The organism is Kitasatospora griseola, assembly GCF_014648555.1.
GTDB lineage: Bacteria > Actinomycetota > Actinomycetes > Streptomycetales > Streptomycetaceae > Kitasatospora > Kitasatospora griseola.
This window is the reverse complement of record NZ_BMRI01000009.1, coordinates 222,697-244,256: the sequence shown is the minus strand read 5'-3', so window position 1 is coordinate 244,256 and position 21,560 is coordinate 222,697. Positions and strand designations below refer to the sequence as shown.

20 protein-coding genes and 1 tRNA gene are annotated in these 21,560 nt (G+C 71.2%); 7 read left to right on the top strand and 14 right to left on the bottom strand.

The features are described 5' to 3' along the window. Nucleotides 1-8: 8 nt before the first annotated feature. From IEZ12_RS14785 to IEZ12_RS14765, 5 genes are all read right to left on the bottom strand, one after another. Nucleotides 9-446: a PGPGW domain-containing protein gene (locus IEZ12_RS14785; protein WP_043915479.1), complete on the bottom strand. Its 438-nt coding sequence runs from the start codon at nt 444-446 to the stop codon at nt 9-11. A 44-nt stretch (nt 447-490) separates the two neighbouring features. Next, on the bottom strand, nt 491-859 hold the full coding sequence (locus tag IEZ12_RS14780) for a VOC family protein (RefSeq protein ID WP_189272442.1): 369 nt from the start codon (nt 857-859) through the stop codon (nt 491-493). A 133-nt stretch (nt 860-992) separates the two neighbouring features. Beyond that, nucleotides 993-2,186 (bottom strand): NlpC/P60 family protein, encoded by a 1,194-nt coding sequence (locus IEZ12_RS14775; protein ID WP_189272441.1) that lies wholly within the window; start codon nt 2,184-2,186, stop codon nt 993-995. A gap of 137 nt (nt 2,187-2,323) precedes the next feature. After that, the gene (locus IEZ12_RS14770) at nt 2,324-3,418 is read right to left on the bottom strand and encodes an NlpC/P60 family protein (RefSeq protein ID WP_189272440.1); all 1,095 of its coding nucleotides are present in this window, start codon (nt 3,416-3,418) and stop codon (nt 2,324-2,326) included. 67 nt (nt 3,419-3,485) lie between these two features. Beyond that, nucleotides 3,486-3,851 carry a WXG100 family type VII secretion target gene (locus IEZ12_RS14765; protein WP_043915477.1) on the bottom strand — a complete coding sequence of 122 codons (366 nt, stop codon included), beginning with the start codon at nt 3,849-3,851 and terminating at the stop codon, nt 3,486-3,488. Between the two features lie 200 nt (nt 3,852-4,051). Between IEZ12_RS14765 and hrpA the strand changes: the two genes are divergently transcribed. Then, the gene (hrpA, locus tag IEZ12_RS14760; RefSeq protein ID WP_189272439.1) at nt 4,052-8,035 is read left to right on the top strand and encodes an ATP-dependent RNA helicase HrpA; all 3,984 of its coding nucleotides are present in this window, start codon (nt 4,052-4,054) and stop codon (nt 8,033-8,035) included. A gap of 94 nt (nt 8,036-8,129) precedes the next feature. Next, nucleotides 8,130-8,203: transfer RNA gene (locus IEZ12_RS14755), tRNA-Asp, on the top strand. Between the two features lie 340 nt (nt 8,204-8,543). On the opposite strand, the gene bldC is transcribed toward IEZ12_RS14755, so the two are convergent. Beyond that, nucleotides 8,544-8,750, bottom strand: a complete 207-nt coding sequence (gene bldC / locus IEZ12_RS14750; protein ID WP_030459248.1) for a developmental transcriptional regulator BldC — start codon at nt 8,748-8,750, stop codon at nt 8,544-8,546. A 497-nt stretch (nt 8,751-9,247) separates the two neighbouring features. Further along, a complete protein-coding gene (locus IEZ12_RS14745) occupies nt 9,248-10,150 on the bottom strand; it encodes a DUF8083 family protein (RefSeq protein WP_229847539.1) in 903 nt (300 codons plus the stop codon). Between the two features lie 170 nt (nt 10,151-10,320). On the opposite strand from IEZ12_RS14745, the gene IEZ12_RS14740 reads away from it, so the two are divergent. Together IEZ12_RS14740 and IEZ12_RS14735 are read left to right on the top strand one after the other, a co-directional pair. Next, nucleotides 10,321-11,463: a Glu/Leu/Phe/Val dehydrogenase dimerization domain-containing protein gene (locus IEZ12_RS14740; RefSeq protein WP_373295479.1), complete on the top strand. Its 1,143-nt coding sequence runs from the start codon at nt 10,321-10,323 to the stop codon at nt 11,461-11,463. A 371-nt stretch (nt 11,464-11,834) separates the two neighbouring features. After that, nucleotides 11,835-12,074, top strand: a complete 240-nt coding sequence (locus IEZ12_RS14735) for a DUF3073 domain-containing protein (protein ID WP_100589046.1) — start codon at nt 11,835-11,837, stop codon at nt 12,072-12,074. 142 nt (nt 12,075-12,216) lie between these two features. Here IEZ12_RS14735 and purM read toward each other — a convergent pair whose 3' ends face one another. From purM to IEZ12_RS40045, 3 genes are all read right to left on the bottom strand, one after another. After that, nucleotides 12,217-13,293, bottom strand: coding sequence for a phosphoribosylformylglycinamidine cyclo-ligase (gene purM, locus IEZ12_RS14730; protein WP_043915473.1), 1,077 nt, complete (start codon nt 13,291-13,293; stop codon nt 12,217-12,219). Nucleotides 13,294-13,384: 91 nt separating this feature from the next. Next, on the bottom strand, nt 13,385-14,971 hold the full coding sequence (gene purF, locus IEZ12_RS14725; protein ID WP_043915472.1) for an amidophosphoribosyltransferase: 1,587 nt from the start codon (nt 14,969-14,971) through the stop codon (nt 13,385-13,387). Between the two features lie 173 nt (nt 14,972-15,144). Further along, nucleotides 15,145-15,957 (bottom strand): diacylglycerol kinase, encoded by an 813-nt coding sequence (locus tag IEZ12_RS40045; RefSeq protein WP_268250252.1) that lies wholly within the window; start codon nt 15,955-15,957, stop codon nt 15,145-15,147. A gap of 126 nt (nt 15,958-16,083) precedes the next feature. Between IEZ12_RS40045 and IEZ12_RS14715 the strand changes: the two genes are divergently transcribed. Both IEZ12_RS14715 and IEZ12_RS14710 read left to right on the top strand, forming a co-directional pair. Beyond that, the gene (locus tag IEZ12_RS14715; protein ID WP_043915471.1) at nt 16,084-17,367 is read left to right on the top strand and encodes an adenylosuccinate synthase; all 1,284 of its coding nucleotides are present in this window, start codon (nt 16,084-16,086) and stop codon (nt 17,365-17,367) included. Nucleotides 17,368-17,491: 124 nt separating this feature from the next. Continuing rightward, nucleotides 17,492-18,085, top strand: a complete 594-nt coding sequence (locus IEZ12_RS14710) for a GNAT family N-acetyltransferase (protein WP_189272437.1) — start codon at nt 17,492-17,494, stop codon at nt 18,083-18,085. 7 nt (nt 18,086-18,092) lie between these two features. Here IEZ12_RS14710 and IEZ12_RS14705 read toward each other — a convergent pair whose 3' ends face one another. From IEZ12_RS14705 to IEZ12_RS14695, 3 genes are all read right to left on the bottom strand, one after another. Continuing rightward, nucleotides 18,093-18,515 (bottom strand): DUF350 domain-containing protein, encoded by a 423-nt coding sequence (locus tag IEZ12_RS14705; protein ID WP_043915469.1) that lies wholly within the window; start codon nt 18,513-18,515, stop codon nt 18,093-18,095. Between the two features lie 90 nt (nt 18,516-18,605). Beyond that, the gene (locus IEZ12_RS14700) at nt 18,606-19,097 is read right to left on the bottom strand and encodes an LURP-one-related/scramblase family protein (protein WP_189272436.1); all 492 of its coding nucleotides are present in this window, start codon (nt 19,095-19,097) and stop codon (nt 18,606-18,608) included. A gap of 66 nt (nt 19,098-19,163) precedes the next feature. Next, on the bottom strand, nt 19,164-19,952 hold the full coding sequence (locus IEZ12_RS14695; protein WP_189272435.1) for an aminoglycoside 3'-phosphotransferase: 789 nt from the start codon (nt 19,950-19,952) through the stop codon (nt 19,164-19,166). A 127-nt stretch (nt 19,953-20,079) separates the two neighbouring features. Between IEZ12_RS14695 and IEZ12_RS14690 the strand changes: the two genes are divergently transcribed. Beyond that, nucleotides 20,080-20,733, top strand: coding sequence for a phosphotransferase (locus IEZ12_RS14690; RefSeq protein WP_189272434.1), 654 nt, complete (start codon nt 20,080-20,082; stop codon nt 20,731-20,733). On the opposite strand, the gene IEZ12_RS14685 is transcribed toward IEZ12_RS14690, so the two are convergent. Continuing rightward, a partial coding sequence (locus IEZ12_RS14685) for a hypothetical protein (RefSeq protein WP_373295478.1) occupies nt 20,730-21,560 on the bottom strand: 831 nt, incomplete at its 5' end. The genes IEZ12_RS14690 and IEZ12_RS14685 overlap by 4 nt on opposite strands.

Sequence of the window (21,560 nt, the reverse complement as noted above, 5' to 3'; positions counted from 1 at the left end):
CCCTGCCCTCAGCCCCTGGCGCCGTGCACCCGGCGGTGGCTCCAGATCAGCAGGCCGAGCAGGATCAGGCCGGACAGGATCAGGCTCAGGCCGGTCGGCCAGCCCGCGAGCGGCAGGCTGGGCACCAGGATCGCGACGACGCCCGCGCCGATCAGTCCGAGGCCGGCCAGGACGGAGCCGGCGATCCGCCAGCGGGAGGCGACGCTCGCCTCGACGCCCTCCATGGCCTTGAGCCGGACCGGCTCGACGTAGCGGGAGAACGCCGGGACGGCCCGGGCCAGCAGCACCAGCCCGGCCAGCAGGAGCAGCATGCCGGGCCCGGGCAGCACCAGCAGCACCACGCCGACGGTGACCAGGACGACTCCGGCGGCCCCGAGCGCCACCCTGGCCACCGGGTGGACGTTGCTCGGGTCCGCTTCGAATGCCGGCCGCTGCTGTGCGTTCATCACTCAACCGTAACCGGAGGGCCGGGGAACCGGCCGAGCGGCGCTCAGGGCCTGGTCAGCGCCTCGATGCTGTGCCCGTCGGGGTCCTTCAGGTACACGCCGCGGCCGCCGTTCCAGTGGTTGATCCGGCCCGGCTCCCGGGAGTACGGGTCGGCCCAGTAGGTCAGCCCCTGGGCCTCGATCCGGCCGAAGATCGCGTCGAACTCGTCCTCGGAGACCAGGAAGGCGTAGTGCTGCGGGGTGATCGGGCCGTTCGCGGTCATCACGTCGAGCGTGACGCGGTTGCCCAACTGGACGGCGAGGAACGGCTCGTGGAGTTCGGCCTCGGGCAGGCCGAGCAGGTCGGTCAGGAAGTCGGCGGTGGCCCGGCGGTCCCGGGCGGCGACGATGGTGTGGTTGAGCTCTATGGGCATGGGGCACGGCCTCTCGTTCCGGAGCGGGGTGGTCTCACGCACCTCGACCGTAAGACTTCAACCGCGCTTCAGGTCAAGAGCCGCCGACCTGCGACGCTCCCCCGGCGGGCGGGCCGGGGGAGCGCCGGCCCGGTCACATCCCGTTCTTGCGGATCGCGGTGTAGCCGGACAGCTTCGACATCGCCACCTCGTGCGAGATGCAGCCGTTGCTGCCGGAGTCCTCCAGGATGATCGCCTTGGTGTGCGCGGCGTCCGCCCAGCCGCCGAACAGCACCACGTGCTGGTTCTGGTCGCCGCTCTCGTGGTGGATCACCAGCGCGTCGCCGGGCATCAGGTCGCTCTTGTTGATGTGGTGCGCGATGCCCGCGCTCTCGCTGATCAGCGGGCCGGTCGAGGTGCCGCCGCCGGAGGTGGACAGGCCCCAGGCCGCCGAGACGAAGCCGGAGCAGTCGACCCGGTAGCCGTTGGTGACGGCGCCCTGGCTGTAGCCGAGCTTGCGCTCGACCCGCTCCATCGCCCGCTCGACCATCGCCTTGCGCTCGTCGGAGACCCCGTCCAGGTTGGGCCGGTCGACCACGCCGCCGCCCTGGCCGTTGCGCGGGTGCCACTTGTGGTTCCTCGACCAGTCGTCCCAGCCGGTGCCGTTGATCATCGTGGTCTTCCAGTCGCCGCTGGACCGGTCCTTGATCTTCGGGCCGTCGTGCAGGCCGCCCGGGCGGGTGGAGATCCCGGAGCCGTCGCTGCCGCTGGTGTCGCCACCGCCGCTGTTCGGCGACTTGGGCTGCGGCGCATGGCCGCCACCGCCCGTACCACCGCCGCCGTGGCCGCCGGTGCTGTCGCCACCGGTGCTCGGCGACTTCGGCTGCTCGGGGTGGCTCCCCCCGCCGCCGGTGCCACCTCCGCCGCCGTTGCCGACGCCGGCGATGCCGGTGCTCGGCGACTTGGGCTGCGGCTTACCCTCGCCGCCCGGCTTGCCGACGATGTCGGCGACGCCCTGCTCGACGGCGTGGTACCGCTCGATCATCTTCTTGATCTTCGCGGCGTCCTGGCCGAGCTCGTGGGTGAGCTTCTCCTTGGTCTTCAGCAGCGCGTCGGCCTTGTGGCTGATGTCGTCGACGTCCCGCTTCACCTCGGCGAGCACCGCGCCCGCCCCGACGACGCCCAGAATGGCGCCGGAGAACACGTCGGTGGCCGCCGCCTTGGCGACCGTCGCCTTGATGTGCCCGACCTGCTTGGTCATGGCCGCCATGCGCTGGTTCAACTGCTCGAAGTCCCGCATGATCTTCAGCAGTTCTTCCGGCCGGAATCCGAACTGAGTCCCCGTCATCGCACTCGTCCCCCCTCGTCGTGCCACGGCCCCCCTGGCCGGTCGTTCCAAGATTATTTCAAGCCGGTCACAGGAAAGGGGCCGGGCCCGGCCGGAGGCGGTCAACCCCCGGCCGGGCCCGGCCCGGTGAGCGTGCGTCAGTCGACACCGTTGCGGCGGTACGGCTGGTACGCGGAACCGCCGTGGAAGTACGGGTAGGGGATCTCCCGGGAGACCATGCCCGCATCGCCGCTGTCCTCGATGCCGATGTAGCGGGTGTGCGCGGCGTCCACCCAGCCTCCGAACAGCACCGTATGGTCGTTGGAGATCATCGCGTCGCCCGGCTGCAGGTCGTTCTTGCCGATGTGGTGCGACACGCTGCTCTGCATCAGGCCGATGGTGTTCAGACCCGGGCCGGACAGGCCCCAGGCGCAGGACACCAGGCCCGAACAGTCCACCCGGTAGCCGTTGGTGACGGCGCCCTGGCTGTAGCCGAGCTTGTGCTCGGCACGCTCCAGCGCGCGCTCCACCATGGCCCGGCGCTCCGGCGACAGCCCCTCCAGGTTGGGCCTGGCCTTCACGCCGAGGCCTTCGCCGTTCTTCCGGTGCTTGCGGCCGGACCAGGAGTCCCAGCCGCTGCCGTTGATGATCTTGGTGCTCCAGTCACCGGTCGAGCGGTCCTTGAACTTCGGCCCGTCGTGCTTCCCACCCGGCCCGCCGGACGGCGTGCCGGTCCCGCCCCCGCCTCCTCCGCCGCCACCCCCGCCACCGTGGCCGGTGCTGTCGGTGCCGGTGCTCGGCGACTTCGGCTGCTCGTGGCCTCCGCCACCGCCGCCGCCCACACTGTCGATACCGGTGCTCGGCGACTTCGGCTGCGGCTTGTCCTCGCCCTTGGGCTTGTTCATCTCCCCGGCGATCTGCTTCTCGATCGCCGCGTACTTGGCGATGAGCTGCTTGATCTTCGCCGCGTCCTGGGCCAGCTCCTGGGTGAGCTTCTCCTTGGTCCTCATCAACGCATCGGCCTTGTTGCTGATGTCGTCGACGTCCCGCTTCACCTCCGCCAGCACCACGCCGGCGCCCACGATCCCCAGGATCCCGCCGGAGAACACATCGGTGGCCGCCGCCTTGGCGACCGTCTCCCTGATGTGCCCGACCTGCTTGGTCATGGCCGCCATGCGTTCGTTGAGCTGCTCGAAGTCGCGCTGGATCTTCAGCAGCTCCTCCGGCCGGAAGCCGAACATGCTCCCCGTCATCGAAGGACGCTCCCTCGTTCTCCGCCCGCGGCCCGGCCCGGGACGATCTCCACCGCCCGGCCCCGGTTCACAGCACGCTGGCGAGGCGCTTCACCGAGTCGCCGAGCTGGTTGAGCTCGTCCGCGACCCCGTTCAGCTCCCGCACCCGGCCCTGGGCGTGCGTGGTGAACGCCTCCGCCGCCTTGCCGTGCCAGGACATGCCCGACAGCAGCGAGTTGACGTCCCCGCCGAGCTGCTCGACCTGCTTGGCCATCTCGGCCAGCTCCTGCGCGATCTTGTTGAGCTCGGCGTCGGCGTCGCCGAACATCTTCCCCAGCGCCCAGTGCGCGATCTCGGCGGGCGCCATGACGAGGTCCTTGCCGACCTTCGCCACGTCGCCGACGAGGTGCCCGACGTCGCTGATCGCGTCCCCGATGTCACCGAAAAGGCCCATCAGAACTCCCCCTGTTCCCCGTGAAAAGCGTTCCCCCCAGGCTAGTCAGTACCGCCAACGAGCGAAACGGGTGGGTCCCTGCCAAAGCCCGCGATCGGCCTCCGGGCGGGTGTTCGCCGTCCGCCGCCCGCGCCTGTGACACTGGAAGCGCTCGAAAAACCGAGGTGCGCCCCGGCCCCGACTTTTTGCAACCTAGAGGGATGCCCGTAGTGAGTTCTCCCGTAGCCCCGCAGCCCGCCCCCACGCTCGCGGAGCTGGCCGCCCGGCTGCCCGGTCTGATGCTGCGCGACGTGCAGCGCCTCGGCCGCCGCCTGGAGGGCACCCGCAAGGTCCGTTCGGCCGAGGCCCGGCAGAAGATCCTGGACGAGCTGGCCGCCGACTTCGACCGCTCCGAACTGCGGGTGACCGACCGTCGGTCGGCGGTTCCCGAGATCCGCTACCCGCAGGAACTGCCGGTCGCGCAGAAGAAGGACGAGATCCTGGCCGCCGTCCGCGACCACCAAGTGGTGATCGTGGCGGGCGAGACCGGCTCCGGAAAGACCACCCAGATCCCGAAGATCTGCCTGGAGCTGGGCCGCGGCGTGCAGGGCCTGATCGGCCACACCCAGCCCCGCCGGATCGCCGCCCGCACGGTCGCCGAGCGCGTCGCCGAGGAGCTGAACACCCCGCTCGGCGAGGCCGTCGGCTGGAAGGTCCGGTTCACCGACCAGGCCGGCCAGAACACCCTGGTGAAGCTGATGACGGACGGCATCCTGCTGGCCGAGATCCAGACCGACCGGGACCTGCGCCAGTACGACACCCTGATCATCGACGAGGCGCACGAGCGCAGCCTGAACATCGACTTCCTGCTCGGCTACCTCAAACAGCTGCTCCCCCGCCGCCCCGACCTCAAGGTGATCATCACCTCGGCCACCATCGACCCGGAGCGCTTCGCCGAGCACTTCGACGACGCCCCGATCATCGAGGTCTCCGGCCGCACCTATCCGGTCGAGGTCCGCTACCGACCGCTCGCCGAGGACCTGTCCGACGAAGCCGACGAAGAGCCGGACCGCGACCGCGACCAGATCCAGGGCATCTGCGACGCCGTCGAGGAGCTCCAGGCCGAGGGCCCGGGCGACATCCTGGTGTTCCTCTCCGGCGAGCGCGAGATCCGCGACACCGCGGACGCGCTGACCAAGCTGAAGCTGAGGTCCACCGAGATCCTGCCGCTGTACGCCCGGCTCTCCTCCGCCGAGCAGCACCGGGTCTTCCAACGCTCCTCGCAGCGCCGCGTGGTGCTCGCCACCAACGTCGCCGAGACCTCGCTGACCGTCCCCGGCATCAAGTACGTGATCGACCCGGGCACCGCCCGGATCTCCCGCTACAGCCACCGCACCAAGGTCCAGCGCCTGCCGATCGAGGCGGTCAGCCAGGCCAGCGCCAACCAGCGCAAGGGCCGCTGCGGCCGTACCTCGGACGGCATCTGCATCCGCCTGTACTCGGAGGAGGACTTCCTCTCCCGCCCCGAGTTCACCGACGCGGAGATCCTGCGCACCAACCTCGCCTCCGTCATCCTCCAGATGACCGCGGCGGACCTCGGCGACATCGCCGCCTTCCCGTTCCTCGACCCGCCGGACTCCCGCAACATCAAGGACGGCATCAACCTGCTGCACGAGCTGGGCGCCCTCGACCCGGCCGAGAAGGACCACCGCAAGCGCCTGACCCCGCTGGGCCGCAAGCTCGCCCAGCTCCCGGTCGACCCGCGGATGGCCCGCATGGTGCTGGAGGCCGACCGCCTGGGCTGCGTCCGCGACGTGATGGTGATCGCCTCCGCGCTGTCCATCCAGGACCCGCGCGAACGCCCCGCCGAGAAGCGCCAGGCCGCCGACGAGCGGCACCGCCGCTTCCACTCGGAGACCTCCGACTTCCTGGCCTACCTGGCGATGTGGCGCTACGTCAGGGAGCAGCAGAAGGAGCTGTCCTCCTCCGCGTTCCGCCGGATGTGCAAGTCCGAGTTCCTCAACTACCTGCGGATACGGGAGTGGCAGGACGTCTACGTCCAGCTCCGCACCATCGCCAAGCAGCTCGGCGTCACGATCGACGAGGACCCCACGAGGGCCGACGGCCAGGAGGGTGAGCCGGACGGCGACCGGATCCACCAGGCGCTGCTCTCCGGCCTGCTCTCCCACCTCGGCCTGTTCGACGTGGAGAAGCGCGAGTACGCGGGCGCCCGGGGCGCCCGGTTCGCGGTCTTCCCGGGGTCGGGGCTGTTCAAGAAGCCGCCGCGCTGGGTGATGTCCGCCGAGCTGGTGGAGACCTCCCGGCTGTGGGCCCGGATCAACGCGAAGATCGAGCCGGAGTGGGTGGAGCCGCTCGCCCCGCACCTGATCAAGCGCAGCTACAGCGAGCCGCACTGGGAGAAGAAGGCCGGCGCGGTGCTGGCCTACGAGAAGGTCACCCTGTACGGCATGCCGATCGTCGCCCAGCGCAAGGTCAACTACGGCCGCGTCGAGCCCGAGCTGTGCCGCGAACTGTTCATCCGCTCCGCCCTGGTGGAGGGCGACTGGGAGACCCACCACCGGTTCTTCGCGGACAACCGCAAGCTGCTCGACGAGGTCGAGGAGCTGGAGAACCGCGCCCGCCGCCGGGACATCCTGGTCGACGACCAGACCCTGTTCGACTTCTACGACGCCCGCCTGCCCGAGGACATCGTCTCCGCCCGGCACTTCGACGCCTGGTGGAAGAAGACCCGCCGCGACCAGCCCGACCTGCTCAACTTCGAGAAGTCGATGCTGATCAACGACTCCGCGGACGGCGTCACCGAGGCCGACTACCCGGACGTCTGGCACCAGGGCAAGCTGCGCTTCCCGCTGACCTACCAGTTCGAGCCCGGCAGCGACGCGGACGGCGTGACGGTGCACATCCCGCTCGCGGTACTCAACCAGGTGGTCGCGGACGGCTTCGACTGGCAGATCCCCGGCCTGCGCGAGGAGCTCGTCACGGCGTGGATCCGCTCGCTGCCGAAGGCGATCCGCCGCAACTTCGTGCCCGCCCCGGACTACGCCCGGGCCGCGATGCGCGAGCTGACGGACCGCCAGGAGCCGCTGCTGCCGACCCTGGAACGGGTGCTGCACCGGATGTCGGGCCTGCCGATCCCGCCGGAGGCCTGGGACGAGGAGCGGATCCCCGACCACCTGAAGGTGACCTTCCGGGTGGTGGACGGCAAGCGCCGGCTCGCCGAGTCCAAGGACCTGGAGGAGCTCCGCCAGGGCCTGCGGCCGAAGCTGTCCGCGACGCTGTCCAGCGCCGCGTCCGGCCGCGGCATCGAACGCACCGGCCTGACCGCCTGGCCCGCCGACCTGCCGGTCCTGCAGCGCACCTTCGAGCAGCGCACCCGCGGCCATTCGCTGCGCGCCTACCCGGCGCTGGTGGACGAGGGCGCGAGCGTCGGCATCAAGCTGTTCGACACCCCCGAGGCCCAGCAGCGCGCGATGTGGGCGGGCACCCGCCGGCTGCTGATGCTGCAGATCAACTCGCCCGCCAAGTCGATCCAGGGCCGCCTGGGCAACCAGGCGAAGCTGGCGCTGTCGTACAACCCGCACGGCTCGATCCCGGCGCTGTTCGAGGACATCGTCGCGGCCGCCACCGACCGGCTGATGGCCCGGTCGGGCGGCGTCGTGTGGGACCTGGAGGCGTTCACGGCGCTCTACGACAAGGTCCGGGCGGACCTGTACGAGCTGTCGGCGGACACCACGCTGAAGACGGCGGCGGCGCTGATCGCCTTCCACCGGGCCTCGAACCGACTGAAGACGGTCTCCAGCCCGGTGCTGCTGTCCGCGGTGAACGACGTCCGGCTGCACCTGGCGTCGCTGGTGCACCCGGGCTTCGTCGCCGACACCGGCTGGCAGCGCCTGGGCGACCTGAAGCGCTATCTGATCGCGGTGGACCGCCGCCTGGAGGCGCTGCCCGACCATCCGCAGCGCGATCTGCAGAACCTGGTGAAGGTGCAGGCGGTGCAGCAGGCGTACGGCGAGCTGCTGGCGAAGGTGCCGGCCGGCCGGGAGCCGTCGGCGGAGATCAAGGCGGTCCGCTGGATGATCGAGGAGCTGCGGGTGAGCTTCTTCGCCCAGGGCCTGGGCACGCCGACGCCGGTGTCGGAGAAGCGCATCCTGAAGGCGATGGAGGCTGCGGCGACGACCCTCTGAGGCCGGCCGGGAGCCGGTTCGACCTGGGGGGTCGTGATGCAGTACGATCTGTCTTGTTCGCAAGCGAGAGCAAGCGGGCAAGGATCAGATCACTGGTCCCGTGGAGCAGTTGGTTAGCTCGCCACCCTGTCAAGGTGGAGGTCGCGGGTTCAAGTCCCGTCGGGATCGCAGGAGCGCAGGGCCCGGAACTTCGAGTTCCGGGCCCTATCGCATTTCCCCGGCGCAGACAAGGCGACGCTGCTGTGAGCACCGTCACTGACGCCCCTTCAGAAGACGACTTCCGGAGCATCTCCGCAAAGCCCCCTGATTTAATATGTAAAATTGTACTGCCATTCCCGGTAATTCCCCCCTCCCCCATTCACCCCACGGGAATCCCGCATTCCGGCCCCGGACATGCCGAAGGGCCGCACCCCCGACCCGGCGGAGTCGGAGAGGCGGCCCTTCGGACCTACGAGCGCATTCCCGACCCGGCGGAGTCGGGCGATGGGCCCGGGGAAGAACTGGGGGATCAGACCTCGGTGCGCTGGGCCGGAATACCGGCCAGCAGGGCACGCACCTCCGCCTCGCGGTAGCGGCGGTGGCCGCCGAGAGTCCGAATCGACGTGAGCTTGCCGGCCTTGGCCCAGCGGGTCACCGTCTTCGGGTCCACGCGGAACATGGTGGCGACCTCTGCCGGCGTCAGCAGGGGCTCGGCGTCAGGGGTACGAGCGGTCATGAGCGGCCTCCTCGGGAGAACCGAACCAGGGCGGTTCTATCCTTCAAATTCTGCACCTTGACCCGCGATGCCCGAAATGGCACGGACGGGCCGAGTCGGTTATAGGACGAACGGCTTGTCCTGGTGTCTACAACTACACCATCCGTCCAGCCCTATCGGCCAAACCGCCAAAATTGACCCCTCACGGGTTCAAGGGCGACGGATGGCCATGGACCACCCCATAGCGGACAGTCACACAGCGGTGACGTCCGGTCACGGTGCGGCACGCCTGAGTGAGCTTGGGTTGGTTGTCCCATTTTGACACATAGGTCTGAGTTGGCGTCAACGGTGAGCAGTGTCACGTTTCTCGGCTATTGACCCGATCTGGGACCATGGTCCTAAAAACCCTCCCAATGGTATGGACCATCCTCTCCTGTCGTACCTGCATTCGACCAGGGGGCATTTTCTGACACCCTCTCAGCCCCCGTGAGCATCCCCCGCCCCAGGGCCGATCACGCTCAGGAGGAGTGCCGCAGCGCCAGCACCCGCCGCCAGCGGGCCGACAGGGCCTCGTAGCGGCGCAGCGCCCCGGTCGGGTCGCCGGACCGCAAGGCCGCCAGACCGTCCGCGAGTTCGCCCACCGAGCGCTCCTCGGCCACCGCGCGCGGGCCGAGCAGCTGCACCAGGCCGCCGTAGTCGAGCTCCACCAGCGAGCGCGGGTGGAACTCCTCCAGCCAGCGCCCGACCTCCTCCGCTCCGTCGGCGAGGGCCGCGCCCGCCGCCCGCTCGCGCAGTGCCCGGTAGGCCCGGGCCACCCGGCGGCGGGCCTGCACCATCGGCGTCAGGTAGAACAGCGCGGCGGGCTCCGGCCGTTCGCCGTCCCCGGCGGAGCCGTACTCGCCGGCCGGCAGGTGGTGGCGGTCCTCCTCGCCGAACACCAGGAACCACTGCAGCGGCACCTCCCAGCGGCTGGAGCGGATCCACGGCCGGGCGTCGGGGTGGTCCTGCTGCCACTGCGTCCGGGCGGTCTCGGCGGCCGCGCGCAGGGCCGGCGGCAGCACGGTGTCCACCAGGTGGGCGGGCAGCGTCCGGCGCAGCTCCTGCAGGGCCAGCCAGCCGCGCAGGCGGGTCGTCCACGGGCAGATGTAGGTGACGCCGTCCGTGACCCGCACGTAGGCGTGCCCGTCCTCCTGGTCGGGCAGCGGACGGGGCGTCAGGGCGGCCAGCGCGGCCAGGGCCGCGCGCTGTTCGGCGAGGGCGGCGCCGGTCACCGGACGGCCCGGCCCGTCGGCGTCGGGGCCGTGTGCGGCGGCGTAGGCCTGCCAGCGGCCCCGGTCCGGTTCCGGGTAGGCGGCCAGCGGCTCGTAGACCCGCAGCTGCGCGGTGTACGGCGGGAGCACGGAGGTACGCGGGGCGGTCACGCTCCGCATGTTCGCATGCGCCTCAGGGACGCGTCAGGGTGTCGTGGAGAAGGCTTCGATCGTTATTGCTCGGGGCCCGCCCGGGGGCAGATTCGAAGGCAGCCCCGAGGCTAGGCTTCGACCAGACGCCCGCACCACCGTCGCGGGCCATCATTGCTGGAGTCACCACCGTGACCGACGTACACACCACGCACCCCGCACCAGGCGTGCTGGGCCGAGTCTTCGGCACCGGCCAGGAGGGCGACGGGCACGAGCAGGTCGTGCTCTGCCACGACCGTTCCACCGGCCTCAAGGCGATCATCGCCATCCACTCCACCGCCCTCGGCCCGGCCCTCGGCGGCACCCGGTTCTTCCCGTACGCGAGCGAGGAGGAGGCGCTGACCGACGCGCTGAACCTCTCCCGCGGAATGAGCTACAAGAACGCCCTCGCCGGGCTCGACCTCGGCGGCGGCAAGGCCGTGATCATCGGCGACCCGAACAAGGACAAGAACGAGGCGATGCTGCGCGCCTACGGGCGCTTCGTGCAGAGCCTGCGCGGCCGGTACATCACCGCCTGCGACGTGGGCACCTATGTCCAGGACATGGACGTGATCGCCCGGGAGACCGAGTTCGTCACCGGCCGCTCTCCCGAGCACGGCGGCGCCGGCGACTCCTCCGTCCTCACCTCCTTCGGCGTCTTCCAGGGCATGCGCGCCTCCGCCCAGGCCCGTTGGGGCCAGCCCACCCTGCGCGGCAAGCGGGTCGGCGTGGCGGGTGTCGGCAAGGTCGGCCACTACCTGGTCGACCACCTGGTCGCGGACGGCGCCACCGTGGTCGTCACCGACGTCTCCGAAGCCGCCGTGAACCGGGTCCGGGCCGCCCACCCGGAGGTCGAGGTGGTGGCCGACACCGCCGCCCTGCTCGCCTCCGACCTGGACGTGTACGCCCCGTGCGCGCTCGGCGGCGCGCTCACCGACGAGACCGTGGGGGCGCTCGGCGCGGCCGGCACCTCGATCGTCTGCGGCGCGGCCAACAACCAGCTCGCCCACGCGGGCGTGGAGAAGGACCTCGCCGACCGCGGCATCCTGTACGCGCCCGACTACCTGGTGAACTCCGGCGGCGTGATCCAGGTCGCCGACGAGATCGAGGGCTTCAACTTCGACCGGGCGAAGAACAAGGCCACCAGGATCTTCGACACCACGCTGGAGATCTTCACCCGGGCCGCCGCCGACGGCATCCCGCCGGCGGCCGCCGCCGACCGCCTCGCCGAGAAGCGGATGCGGGAGATCAGCGCGCTGCGCTCGGTCCTGCTGCCGGCCGCCCGCCGGAGCTGACCGCCGCGGTTCGGACGCGCGGGGTCGGCACGGCCCGGCCCCGCGCATCACGATGTGGAACCGGATTCTCAGTCTGTCCCCCGAACGGGCGATACCGCGCCTCCTTCGGGGGATAATCTCTGCAGGAACGACGGGACCGGCATCGCGCCGGACAGCCTGCAAAAGCCCCGAAATTCCCCTCTGACCTGGGCGGACCTGGTTCGAGGGGGCTTGGGTGCGCGCCACGTCACACGGGCGACGTACCGTCCGGCGGCGGAAACAGGTACCGTTAATGCTCCAAGGGACGGTTTCCCACTTCGGGCAGGCCGGACCTGATCATCAACACGTGTCAGACTCGGGGCCGTGAGCCCCACCGTTGAGGGGGTCGACCCATGGGGCGCGGCCGGGCCAAGGCCAAGCAGACGAAGGTCGCCCGCGAGCTGAAGTACAACAGCGGCGGGTTCGACGCTAACCGTCTGTCTCACGAGCTGGGTGTATCTCCGTCCACCGCGATCGAGCCGGAGCCGATCGAGGACGACGACGAGGACGACCCCTACGCGGCGTACGCGGACATGTACGACGACGATGACGACGACGACGAGGACACCCCTCCGGCTCGTCGCCGCGCGTAACGTTCTTCGACCGGGCCGGCCCGGGCGCTCCCTGTGGGCGCCGGGCCGGTTTTCGGCGTACCTGTTCCGCGACCGTCGCTGCGCATGAGCCGTTGCGCATGAGAAAGGCCCCGCCGTGGCGGGGCCCTTCAGCGTGCCCGGGTCAGAACGCCTCGTAGGCGTTGTACAGCGCCGCGCCGCCGTCGTGCTCCGCGTCGCGCTCGACCACGTCGCCGAGCAGCCACGCCTCGACGCCGCGGTCCTCCAGCACCGACAGCACCACGTCGACCGACTCCGGCGGGACGACGGCGACCATGCCCACGCCCATGTTGAGGGTCTTCTCGATCTCCAGGGTCTGCATCGCGCCGACCTTGGCGACGGTCTGGAACACCGGCAGCGGGGTCCAGGTGCCGCGGTCCAGGCGGGCGTGCAGGTGGTCCGGGATCACCCGGGCCAGGTTGGCGGCCAGGCCGCCGCCGGTGACGTGCGAGAAGGCGTGGATCTCGGTGGCGCGGGTGAGCGCCAGGCAGTCCAGGGAGTAGATCCGGGTCGGCTCCAGCAGCTCCTCGCCGAGGGTGCGGCCGAACTCCTCGACCTGGCGGTCGAGCTTCCAGCCGGCCTGGTTCAGCAGCACGTGCCGGACCAGCGAGTAGCCGTTGGAGTGCAGACCGGACGCGGCCATCGCGATCACCACGTCGCCGGCCCGGACCCGGTCCGCGCCGAGCAGCGCGTCGGCCTCGACCACGCCGGTGCCGGCGCCGGCCACGTCGTACTCGTCGGGGCCGAGCAGGCCCGGGTGCTCGGCGGTCTCGCCGCCGATGAGCGCGCAGCCGGCCAGCGTGCAGCCCTCGGCGATGCCCTTGACGATGGCGGCGACCCGCTCCGGGACGACCTTGCCGACGCAGATGTAGTCGGTCATGAACAGCGGCTCGGCGCCGCAGACCACCAGGTCGTCGACGACCATGCCGACCAGGTCGTGGCCGATGGTGTCGTGCTTGTCCATGGCCTGGGCGATGGCCACCTTGGTGCCCACGCCGTCGGTGGCGGAGGCCAGCAGCGGGCGCTCGTAGCGCTTGAAGGCGGAGGCGTCGAACAGTCCGGCGAAGCCGCCCAGGCCACCCAGCACCTCGGGACGGTTGGTCTTCTTCACCCACTGCTTCATCAGCTCGACGGCACGGTCGCCGGCCTCGATGTCGACACCCGCGGCGGCGTAGGTCGCCCCGGTCTCGTTGCTGGTCACCTGGTGTGGCCCTTTCGAAGTGGTGGTGCTGCCTCCCCCGGCCGGGCCGGGATGGGCGCCCCCGGCCCGTGCCGGGGGCGGTGCGCGCACGTCAGGGGCGTCGCAGCGCGTCCGCCGCGCCCGCGCCGCCCAGCAGCGACTGCACGCCGTCCAGATCGCTGGTCTGCTTGCCGCCGCGGACCGGCTGCTGCTTGGCCGCCTGACCGCCGGCGATCTCCGCCTCCAGCAGCAGCTTGCCGAGCAGCGCCGGGTCGGGCAGCTCCATCGGGTACTCGCCGTCGAAGCAGGCCCGGCAGAGCTTGTCCTTGGGCTGCTTGGTGGCCTCGATCATCCCGTCGATGGAGATGTAGGCCAGCGAGTCGGCGCCCAGCGAGCGGCCGATCTCGTCGACCGACAGGCCGTTGGCGATCAGCTCGGCGCGGGTGGCGAAGTCGATGCCGAAGAAGCACGGCCACTTCACCGGCGGCGAGGAGATCCGGATGTGGACCTCGGCCGCACCGGCCTCGCGGAGCATCCGCACCAGGGCGCGCTGGGTGTTGCCGCGGACGATCGAGTCGTCCACGACCACCAGGCGCTTGCCCCGGATGACTTCCTTGAGCGGGTTGAGCTTCAGCCGGATGCCCAGCTGGCGGATGGTCTGGTTGGGCTGGATGAAGGTACGGCCCACGTAGGCGTTCTTCACCAGGCCGGAGCCGAACGGGATGCCGCTGGCCTCGGCGTACCCGATCGCGGCGGGCGTGCCGGACTCGGGGGTCGCTATCACCAGGTCGGCGTCGGCCGGGGCCTCGGCGGCCAGCTTGCGGCCCATCTCCACCCGGGAGAGGTGGACGTTGCGGCCGGCGATCGAGGTGTCCGGGCGGGCCAGGTACACGTACTCGAAGACGCAGCCCTTGGGCTTGGCCTCGGCGAAGCGCGAGGAGCGCATGCCGTTCTCGTCGATGGCGATCAGCTCGCCGGGCTCCACCTCGCGGATGAAGCTGGCGCCGACGATGTCGAGGGCGGAGGTCTCGGAGGCCACCACCCAGCCGCGCTCGATCCGGCCCAGCACCAGCGGGCGGATGCCCTGCGGGTCACGGGCGGCGTAGAGCGTGTGCTCATCCATGAAGACCAGCGAGAAGGCGCCCTTGACCTCGGGCAGCACCTTCTGTGCCGCCTCTTCGATGGTCAGGTCGGGGTGGCCCGCCAGCAGAGCGGTCAGCAGGTCGGTGTCGTTGGTCGCCGCAGTGCGCCCGGAGCGGGAGACGTGCTCCTCGCCGGGCAGTTCGGCGACCTTCGCCGCGAGTTCGGCGGTGTTGACCAGGTTTCCGTTGTGGCCGAGGGCCAGCGAACCGTTGGCGGTCGCCCGGAAGGTCGGCTGGGCGTTCTCCCAGACCGAGGACCCGGTGGTCGAGTAGCGGGCATGTCCGACGGCGATATGCCCGTGCAACGATCCCAGGGAGGTCTCGTCGAAGACCTGGGAGACGAGTCCCATGTCCTTGAAGACGAGAATCTGGGAGCCGTTGCTCACTGCGATGCCCGCGGATTCCTGTCCGCGGTGCTGCAGGGCATAGAGGCCGAAGTACGTGAGCTTTGCGACCTCCTCGCCGGGAGCCCAGACACCGAAGACGCCGCAAGCGTCCTGGGGGCCTTTCTCACCGGGAAGAAGATCGTGGTTGAGTCGTCCGTCACCACGTGGCACGTCTCCGAGTCTAGGGCAGATGGCGGGAACGCCCTGATGGCAGCCTCGCGGTACGCGCGTAGACCCCACCCCTTACCAGCTTTTCGGCCCTTCGGCGACCGGCTTCACGCCCTTGTCATCAGGCCTTCGCACGGTGGACGGACGCCTCGGGGGGCCCGGCGTTGTGAGCCTGCTCACCCGGCGGGCACCAGCAGCCGCCAGGAGTCCGGGCGGACCGTCCAGGTGCGGTGGCGGACCGGGCCGACGGGGCAGCCGTCGGCCTCGTAGCCGAAGCCGCGCCCGGCCACGGTGAGCCGGCCGGCCCGCAGGCGGCGCGGGCTGCCGTCCAGATCGAGGGCGAGCTCCATGGCGTCGTCGACCATGGCGACCCGCAGGTGGCGCACCCGCTGGTGGACGTCGGCCAGCAGTCGGCCGTCGGCCTCGATGCGCAGTTCCTCGGATCCGGAGGGGCTCGCCTGCTCGGCCGCAGCCAATTTCGCCCATAGCGAACGCCAGCCACCCGTTCGGCCCTGCCGCGGGCCGGTGAAACGGACCTCGGAGAGCACCACTCCGCCGCCGTCGTCGAGCAGCAGTCCGAGCCGCCGGGCACTGCCCGCCAGCACCGTCCGGGCGGCCGCCACCGGCTCGGCCGGCACCCCCAGCAGCCGGGCCGTCGCGGTGGCCGCCGGACCCCCGACCGGGACCAGGCCGACCGGGTCGGCGTCCAGCTCCCGTTGCCGGTGCAGGGCCTGCAAAACCCGCTGCAGCGCCTGGTCCGAACCGATCACCACGGCACGCCGGCGACCCCGGTGCGCGAGCACCCGGTCCAGCTCGGACGGGCTCTCCGGCAGGGTGACCTTCACATCGGCCCCACCGCACAGCACATCCTTGGCGATCCGCACCGATTCGCCGTCCGCCTGCCTGGCCGACGGGTCCAGCACCACCAGGAGCGGCCCGGCCCCCTCGGCGTCCGGGGGGCGGGATACGGGCGTGGACAGCGACGACACGACCGGTCCTTCCTCAGGTAATCTCTCGGTGCAAGAGCCCCTTGCGCCATTGCGCCAGGGGCTTCGTCCATCTCGGGGCAGACTGCGGTCTTCGCAGGATGCCCCAACCGGAAGGGGTGTACGCCTGTGCCGGCACTCGTGCTCGTTGGTGCCCAGTGGGGAGACGAGGGCAAGGGAAAGGCCACCGACCTGCTCGGCGGCTCCGTCGACTACGTCGTCCGCTACCAGGGCGGCAACAACGCCGGTCACACGGTGGTCATCGGCGACCAGAAGTACGCCCTCCACCTGCTGCCTTCCGGCATCCTCAGCCCGAACGTCGTGCCGGTGATCGGCAACGGCGTGGTGATCGACCCGGGCGTGCTGCTCTCCGAGCTGCAGGGCCTGAACGACCGCGGCATCGACACCTCCAAGCTGCTGATCTCGGGCAACGCCCACCTGATCACCCCGTACCACCGGACGCTGGACAAGGTCACCGAGCGCTTCCTCGGCAAGCGCCGGATCGGCACCACCGGCCGCGGCATCGGCCCGGCCTACGCCGACAAGATCAACCGCGTGGGCATCCGGGTCCAGGACCTGTTCGACGAGTCGATCCTGCGCCAGAAGATCGAGGCGGCGCTGCACGACAAGAACCAGCTCCTGGTCAAGCTCTACAACCGCCGCGCGATCCCGGCCGACCTGGTGCTCGAGGAGTACCTGGGCTACGCCGACAAGATCAAGCCGTACCTGGCGGACACCACCCTCGTCCTGGACGAGGCGCTGAAGGCCGGCAAGGTCGTGCTGCTGGAGGGCGGCCAGGGCACCCTGCTGGACGTCGACCACGGCACGTACCCGTTCGTCACCTCGTCGAACCCGACCTCGGGCGGCGCCTGCACCGGCTCCGGCATCGGTCCCACCAAGATCGACCGGGTGATCGGCATCCTGAAGGCGTACACCACCCGCGTCGGCTCGGGCCCGTTCCCGACCGAGCTGCTGGACGCGGACGGCGAGGCGCTGCGGCGGATCGGCGGCGAGCGCGGTGTGACCACCGGCCGCGACCGGCGCTGCGGCTGGTTCGACGCGGTGATCGCCCGCTACGCGACCCGGGTCAACGGCCTGACCGACTTCTTCCTGACCAAGCTGGACGTGCTGACCGGCTGGGAGCAGATCCCGGTCTGCGTCGCGTACGAGATCGACGGGCAGCGGGTCGAGGAACTCCCGTACAACCAGTCGGACTTCCACCACGCGAAGCCGATCTACGAGAACCTGCCGGGCTGGAGCGAGGACATCTCGAAGGCGAAGACCTTCAGCGACCTGCCGAAGAACGCGCAGGCGTACGTGAAGGCGCTGGAGGAGATGTCGGGCGCGCCGATCTCGGCGATCGGCGTCGGCCCCGGCCGGACCGAGACCATCGAGATCAACTCCTTCCTGTAGGTCGGACCCGAAAGGCCCGGCACCCCTGTCGCGGGGGCGCCGGGCCTTTCGCACGGCCACTTGTCTTTGCACTAGTGCAGATATGGCTTGCGCCTAGTGCAAAGATCGCTCTACGGTGTGCCGCATGACCGCGAAGCTGCCCGCCCCCGTTGTCCTGACCGGCCGCCACATCCGGCTGGAACCGCTGACCCGCGCCCACGTGCCCGACCTGTTCGCCGCCGGCGGCGGGGACGAGGAACTGTGGCGCTGGGTGCCGGTGCCGATGCCCCGCACGCCGGAGGACATGGCGCAGGTGATCGACGCCCGGCTGGCCGACGTGCACTGCGAGCCGTACGCGGTGATCTCGCTCGCCAACGGGCGGGCGATCGGAGTGAGCTGCTACTTCGAGGCGAGCGCCGCCGAGGAGCAGGTGGAGATCGGCGGCACCTGGTACGCGCGCTCCGCGTGGCGGACGGCGGTGAACACCGAGGCGAAGCTGCTGCTGCTCACGCACGCCTTCGAGGACCTCGGCATGGGCCGGGTCAGCTGGCGCACCGACATCAACAACGAGCGCTCGCAGAACGCGATCCGGCGGCTCGGCGCCTCCTACGAGGGCACGTTCCGGCGCAACAAGCAGCGCGTGGACGGCAGCTGGCGGGACACCGTGTACTTCTCGATGCTGGCCGACGAGTGGCCGGCCGCGAAGGCCCGGCTGGCCGGGCGACTGGCCGCGGGCTGAGGAACCGTCAGTAGATGGCGGCGGAGACGATCGCCGCGACCGCCAGGTTGGTGGCGGCGGTCACCCACACCGCCGGGTGCGGCTCGGGGTCGACCAGCAGCTCGCCCAGCCTGCCGGGCGTGACCAGGTCGAGCACCCAGAACGAGACCGCCATCAGCAGCAGGCCGAACAGCCCGAACACGGCGGCCGCGGCCAGGCCCTTGCCGAACTCCTGGTAGGTGGAGATCACGGCGGTGAACACGATCGCGCCGACCGACAGCAGCGCGGAGCTCAGCACCACGGCGGCGTTGCGGTTGCGCTCGATCCAGATTTGCCGGCGCAGCTCACCGGGCGTCAGCACGTCCACCAGCACGACACCGAGCAGCAGCAGGACCAGGCCGACGCCGCCGTACGCCGCCGCGTAGCCCAGCTGGTGAAGGATGTCGCTCACTCCGGTCCGCCCCCTCGCGTCCGCCTGCCGCCCCGTGCCGAGGACCGGCACAACATAGCGCACGGGGCGGGCGGCGCAGCCGGGCGTCGTTCAGTCGTTGTGCTCGACCAAGCGGTCCAGGCAGACCGCGACGGCGATCATCAGCGGGACGTCGGCGCCGTCCTCGACCTCCACGCCGTACGCGTCACGGACGCTGAACCACTTGCGGGACACCTCGCCGATCCGGTGCCCGTCGTTCTTGACGGTGTACTCCTTGTCGATCAGGTCGCCGTGGATCTCCCACTCGCCGCCGTTCTCCAGCTCCACGTGGTACTTGTCGTGGAACGGGGTGAACAGCTTCTTGCGGACGGTGGCGACCACGTCCCCGTCGGCGTTCTCGATCTTCATCGCGTCGCGGACGGTCAGCACCTTCTCCCGGATGGTGGCGACCGTGTTGCCGGCGGTGTCCTGCAGCTCGAAGGTGTCGCGCAGGCGCAGTACCTTGCCGTCCACCAGGAAGCACTTCTCGCCGTGCTCGTCCTCGACCCAGTAGTCGTCGCCGATCGCGAACAGGCGCTCCTTGACCACGAACTTCCGACCCATGATCCGACTCCTCGTCTGCTTGCCGGCCCGCCGTCGGGCGGCCCTCGCCATGGTGCCAGCCGGAACTCAGGTGAGATCCCACAACAGGCGGTAGTACGCGAGGCGTTCCTCGTCCGGCTCGACGCCGTACGCCTCCAGCAGGGGACGTTCCCAGCCGGGGCCGTAGTTCCAGACCGTGCTCCAGCTCGCCACCGCGAGGTCGGCCCAGCGGTCGGCCACTCCGAGGGTGTCCAGGTCGACGTGGCCGGTGGGGCGGCCGTCGTCGCCGACCAGGGTGTTGGGGGCGCACGAGTCGCCGTGGCAGACCACCTCGACGTCCACCGGCGGCGGGTCGGCGAGGATCGCGAGCGCCCGCTCCACGGTGCCGTGGTGGCGCAGGTCCGGGTGCCAGTCGGCGGGGTCGCGGCGCAGCGCGACGGCGCGGTCGATCCGGTCGCGCAGGGACCACGTGTAGGGGCAGTCGGCCACCGGCAGCGCCTCGTGGAAGGCGCGCAGGCCTTCGCCGATCGCGCGGACGGCGACCCCCGGGGTCTTCGTCAGCTCCGGGTCGACGGCGGAACGGCCGGGCAGGCCCGCCGTCAGCAGCCAGCGCCCCGTCCCGTCGCCGCCGAGCGCGAGCACCTCGGGCACGGTGGTGAACGCCCTTGCCCAGCGCAGGCGTTCGGCCTCCGCGTCGAGATCGGCACCACTGCCGGTGGGCGCCCACTTCACGAACCGGCGCTCCGGGCCGTCGCCCAGACGGAACGTCAGCCCGCCGAGCTCGTTGCGCCACACCGGCGCCGGCGTGACGCCGCGGGCCAGTTCGGTGATCGCGGGCGGAACGGCGACGTCTTCCTCGGGTACGTATGCGGCCATCGGACCAGTGTCGCGCAACGCCCGCGAACCCTCCTGCGGTTTTCCGCACCGGGCCAACCTCGCGGACGTGCAACGATCCGTCCGCCCCTCTCCCCGTGGCGAGCCCGGGGCGCTAGCTTCTGCTCGCATGGAGATCGGCGAACTGATCGGGACCGGCCGCACCGCGGACGTCTGGGCACTGAACGACGGGCGGGTACTGCGCCGCTACCGGGACGGGCTGAGCGCCGACGGCGAGGCCGAGGTGATGACACACCTGGCCGAGCACGGCTACCCGGTGCCCGCGGTGTGGGCCGCCGAGCGGCCCGAGGACCTGATCATGGAGCGGCTCGGCGGCCCCACCATGCTGGAGTCGCTGGTCGCCGGGACGATCAGCCCGGGCGCGGCCGGCGAACTGCTCGCCGAACTGCTGCGCCGGCTGCACGAGATCCCGCCGCGCGCCGCCACCCGCCCCGGCGACCGGGTCCTGCACCTCGACCTGCACCCCGACAACGTGCTGCTCACCGCGCACGGCCCGGTGGTCATCGACTGGTTCACCGCCGCCGAGGGCGAGCCCGGCCTCGACGACGCGATGAGCGCCGTCATCCTCGCCCAGGCCCTCCACGACCGCCCCGACACGGCCCGCACCGTCCTCGCCCCACTGCTGCGCGGCCTCCCACCGCTCACCGAGCACCACCTGGCCGAGGCCCGCGCCCGCCGCGCCGCCGACCCGACCCTGACCGCCGAGGAGATCGCCGCACTCGACGACGCCCTCACCCTGATCCGCTCCTGCGCCGCGGGCTAGGCCGAGGGCTCCGCGAGCAGGCCTTGCGTCGCGGGCTGCGCCGCGGGCTCCGCGAGCAGGCCGGTGAGGAACTCCAGCCGGGCGGTCGCCGGGCCGCATTCGCGCGCCGCCGCCAGCGCGGCCCGGGCCTCCGCGGGCCGGCCGGCCCGGTGGAAGGCCAGGGCCAGCGTGGCGTGCGCCATGGTGCGGCGCAGCGGCGCGCTGCCGACGTTCGCGGCGGCGCGCGCCTCGTCGATCGCCAGACCGGGCCGGCCCTCGGCGAGTTCGGACAGGGCGGGCAGGTCGCTGCCCACCCGGTACTCGCGCGGAGCGCGGCGCACGGCGCGGCACAGGGTGCGGAAGGCCTCCCGGTCGGCGTCGGTGGCCTCGCCGGTCTCGTCCAGGTAGGCCAGTGCCCGGGCGTGCAGCTGCTGCTGCGCCGGGTCGGCCGCTTCGCCCGCCGATTCGGCTGCGGCGTCCATGAGTTCGCGGTACCGGCCCTCGGCGAGCAGCACCGACATGCGGAGCGTGCGGACGGCCGGGCCGGGCGGGAGGGCGTCCAGCAGACGGCGCGCCTCGGCGACGTCGCGCTGCATCACCGCCGTCACCTCCTGCACCGCCCCGTCCTGGTCGCCGGGCTCGGTGGCCGATCGGAGCATCACCGCCATCAGCACCGGGGCCCCGCCGGCCAGCAGGCATCCCAGCGCCGCGGACCGGCCGAACGCCCCGCCCGCCGACGCCAGCAGCAGCGCGCACAGCGCATCCGCGCCGACGAACGGCAGCAGGGCGGAAAGCAGCTGCCGCACCGTCAGCGACGCCGCGCCGCCGAGACCCAGCGGCCGCACCAC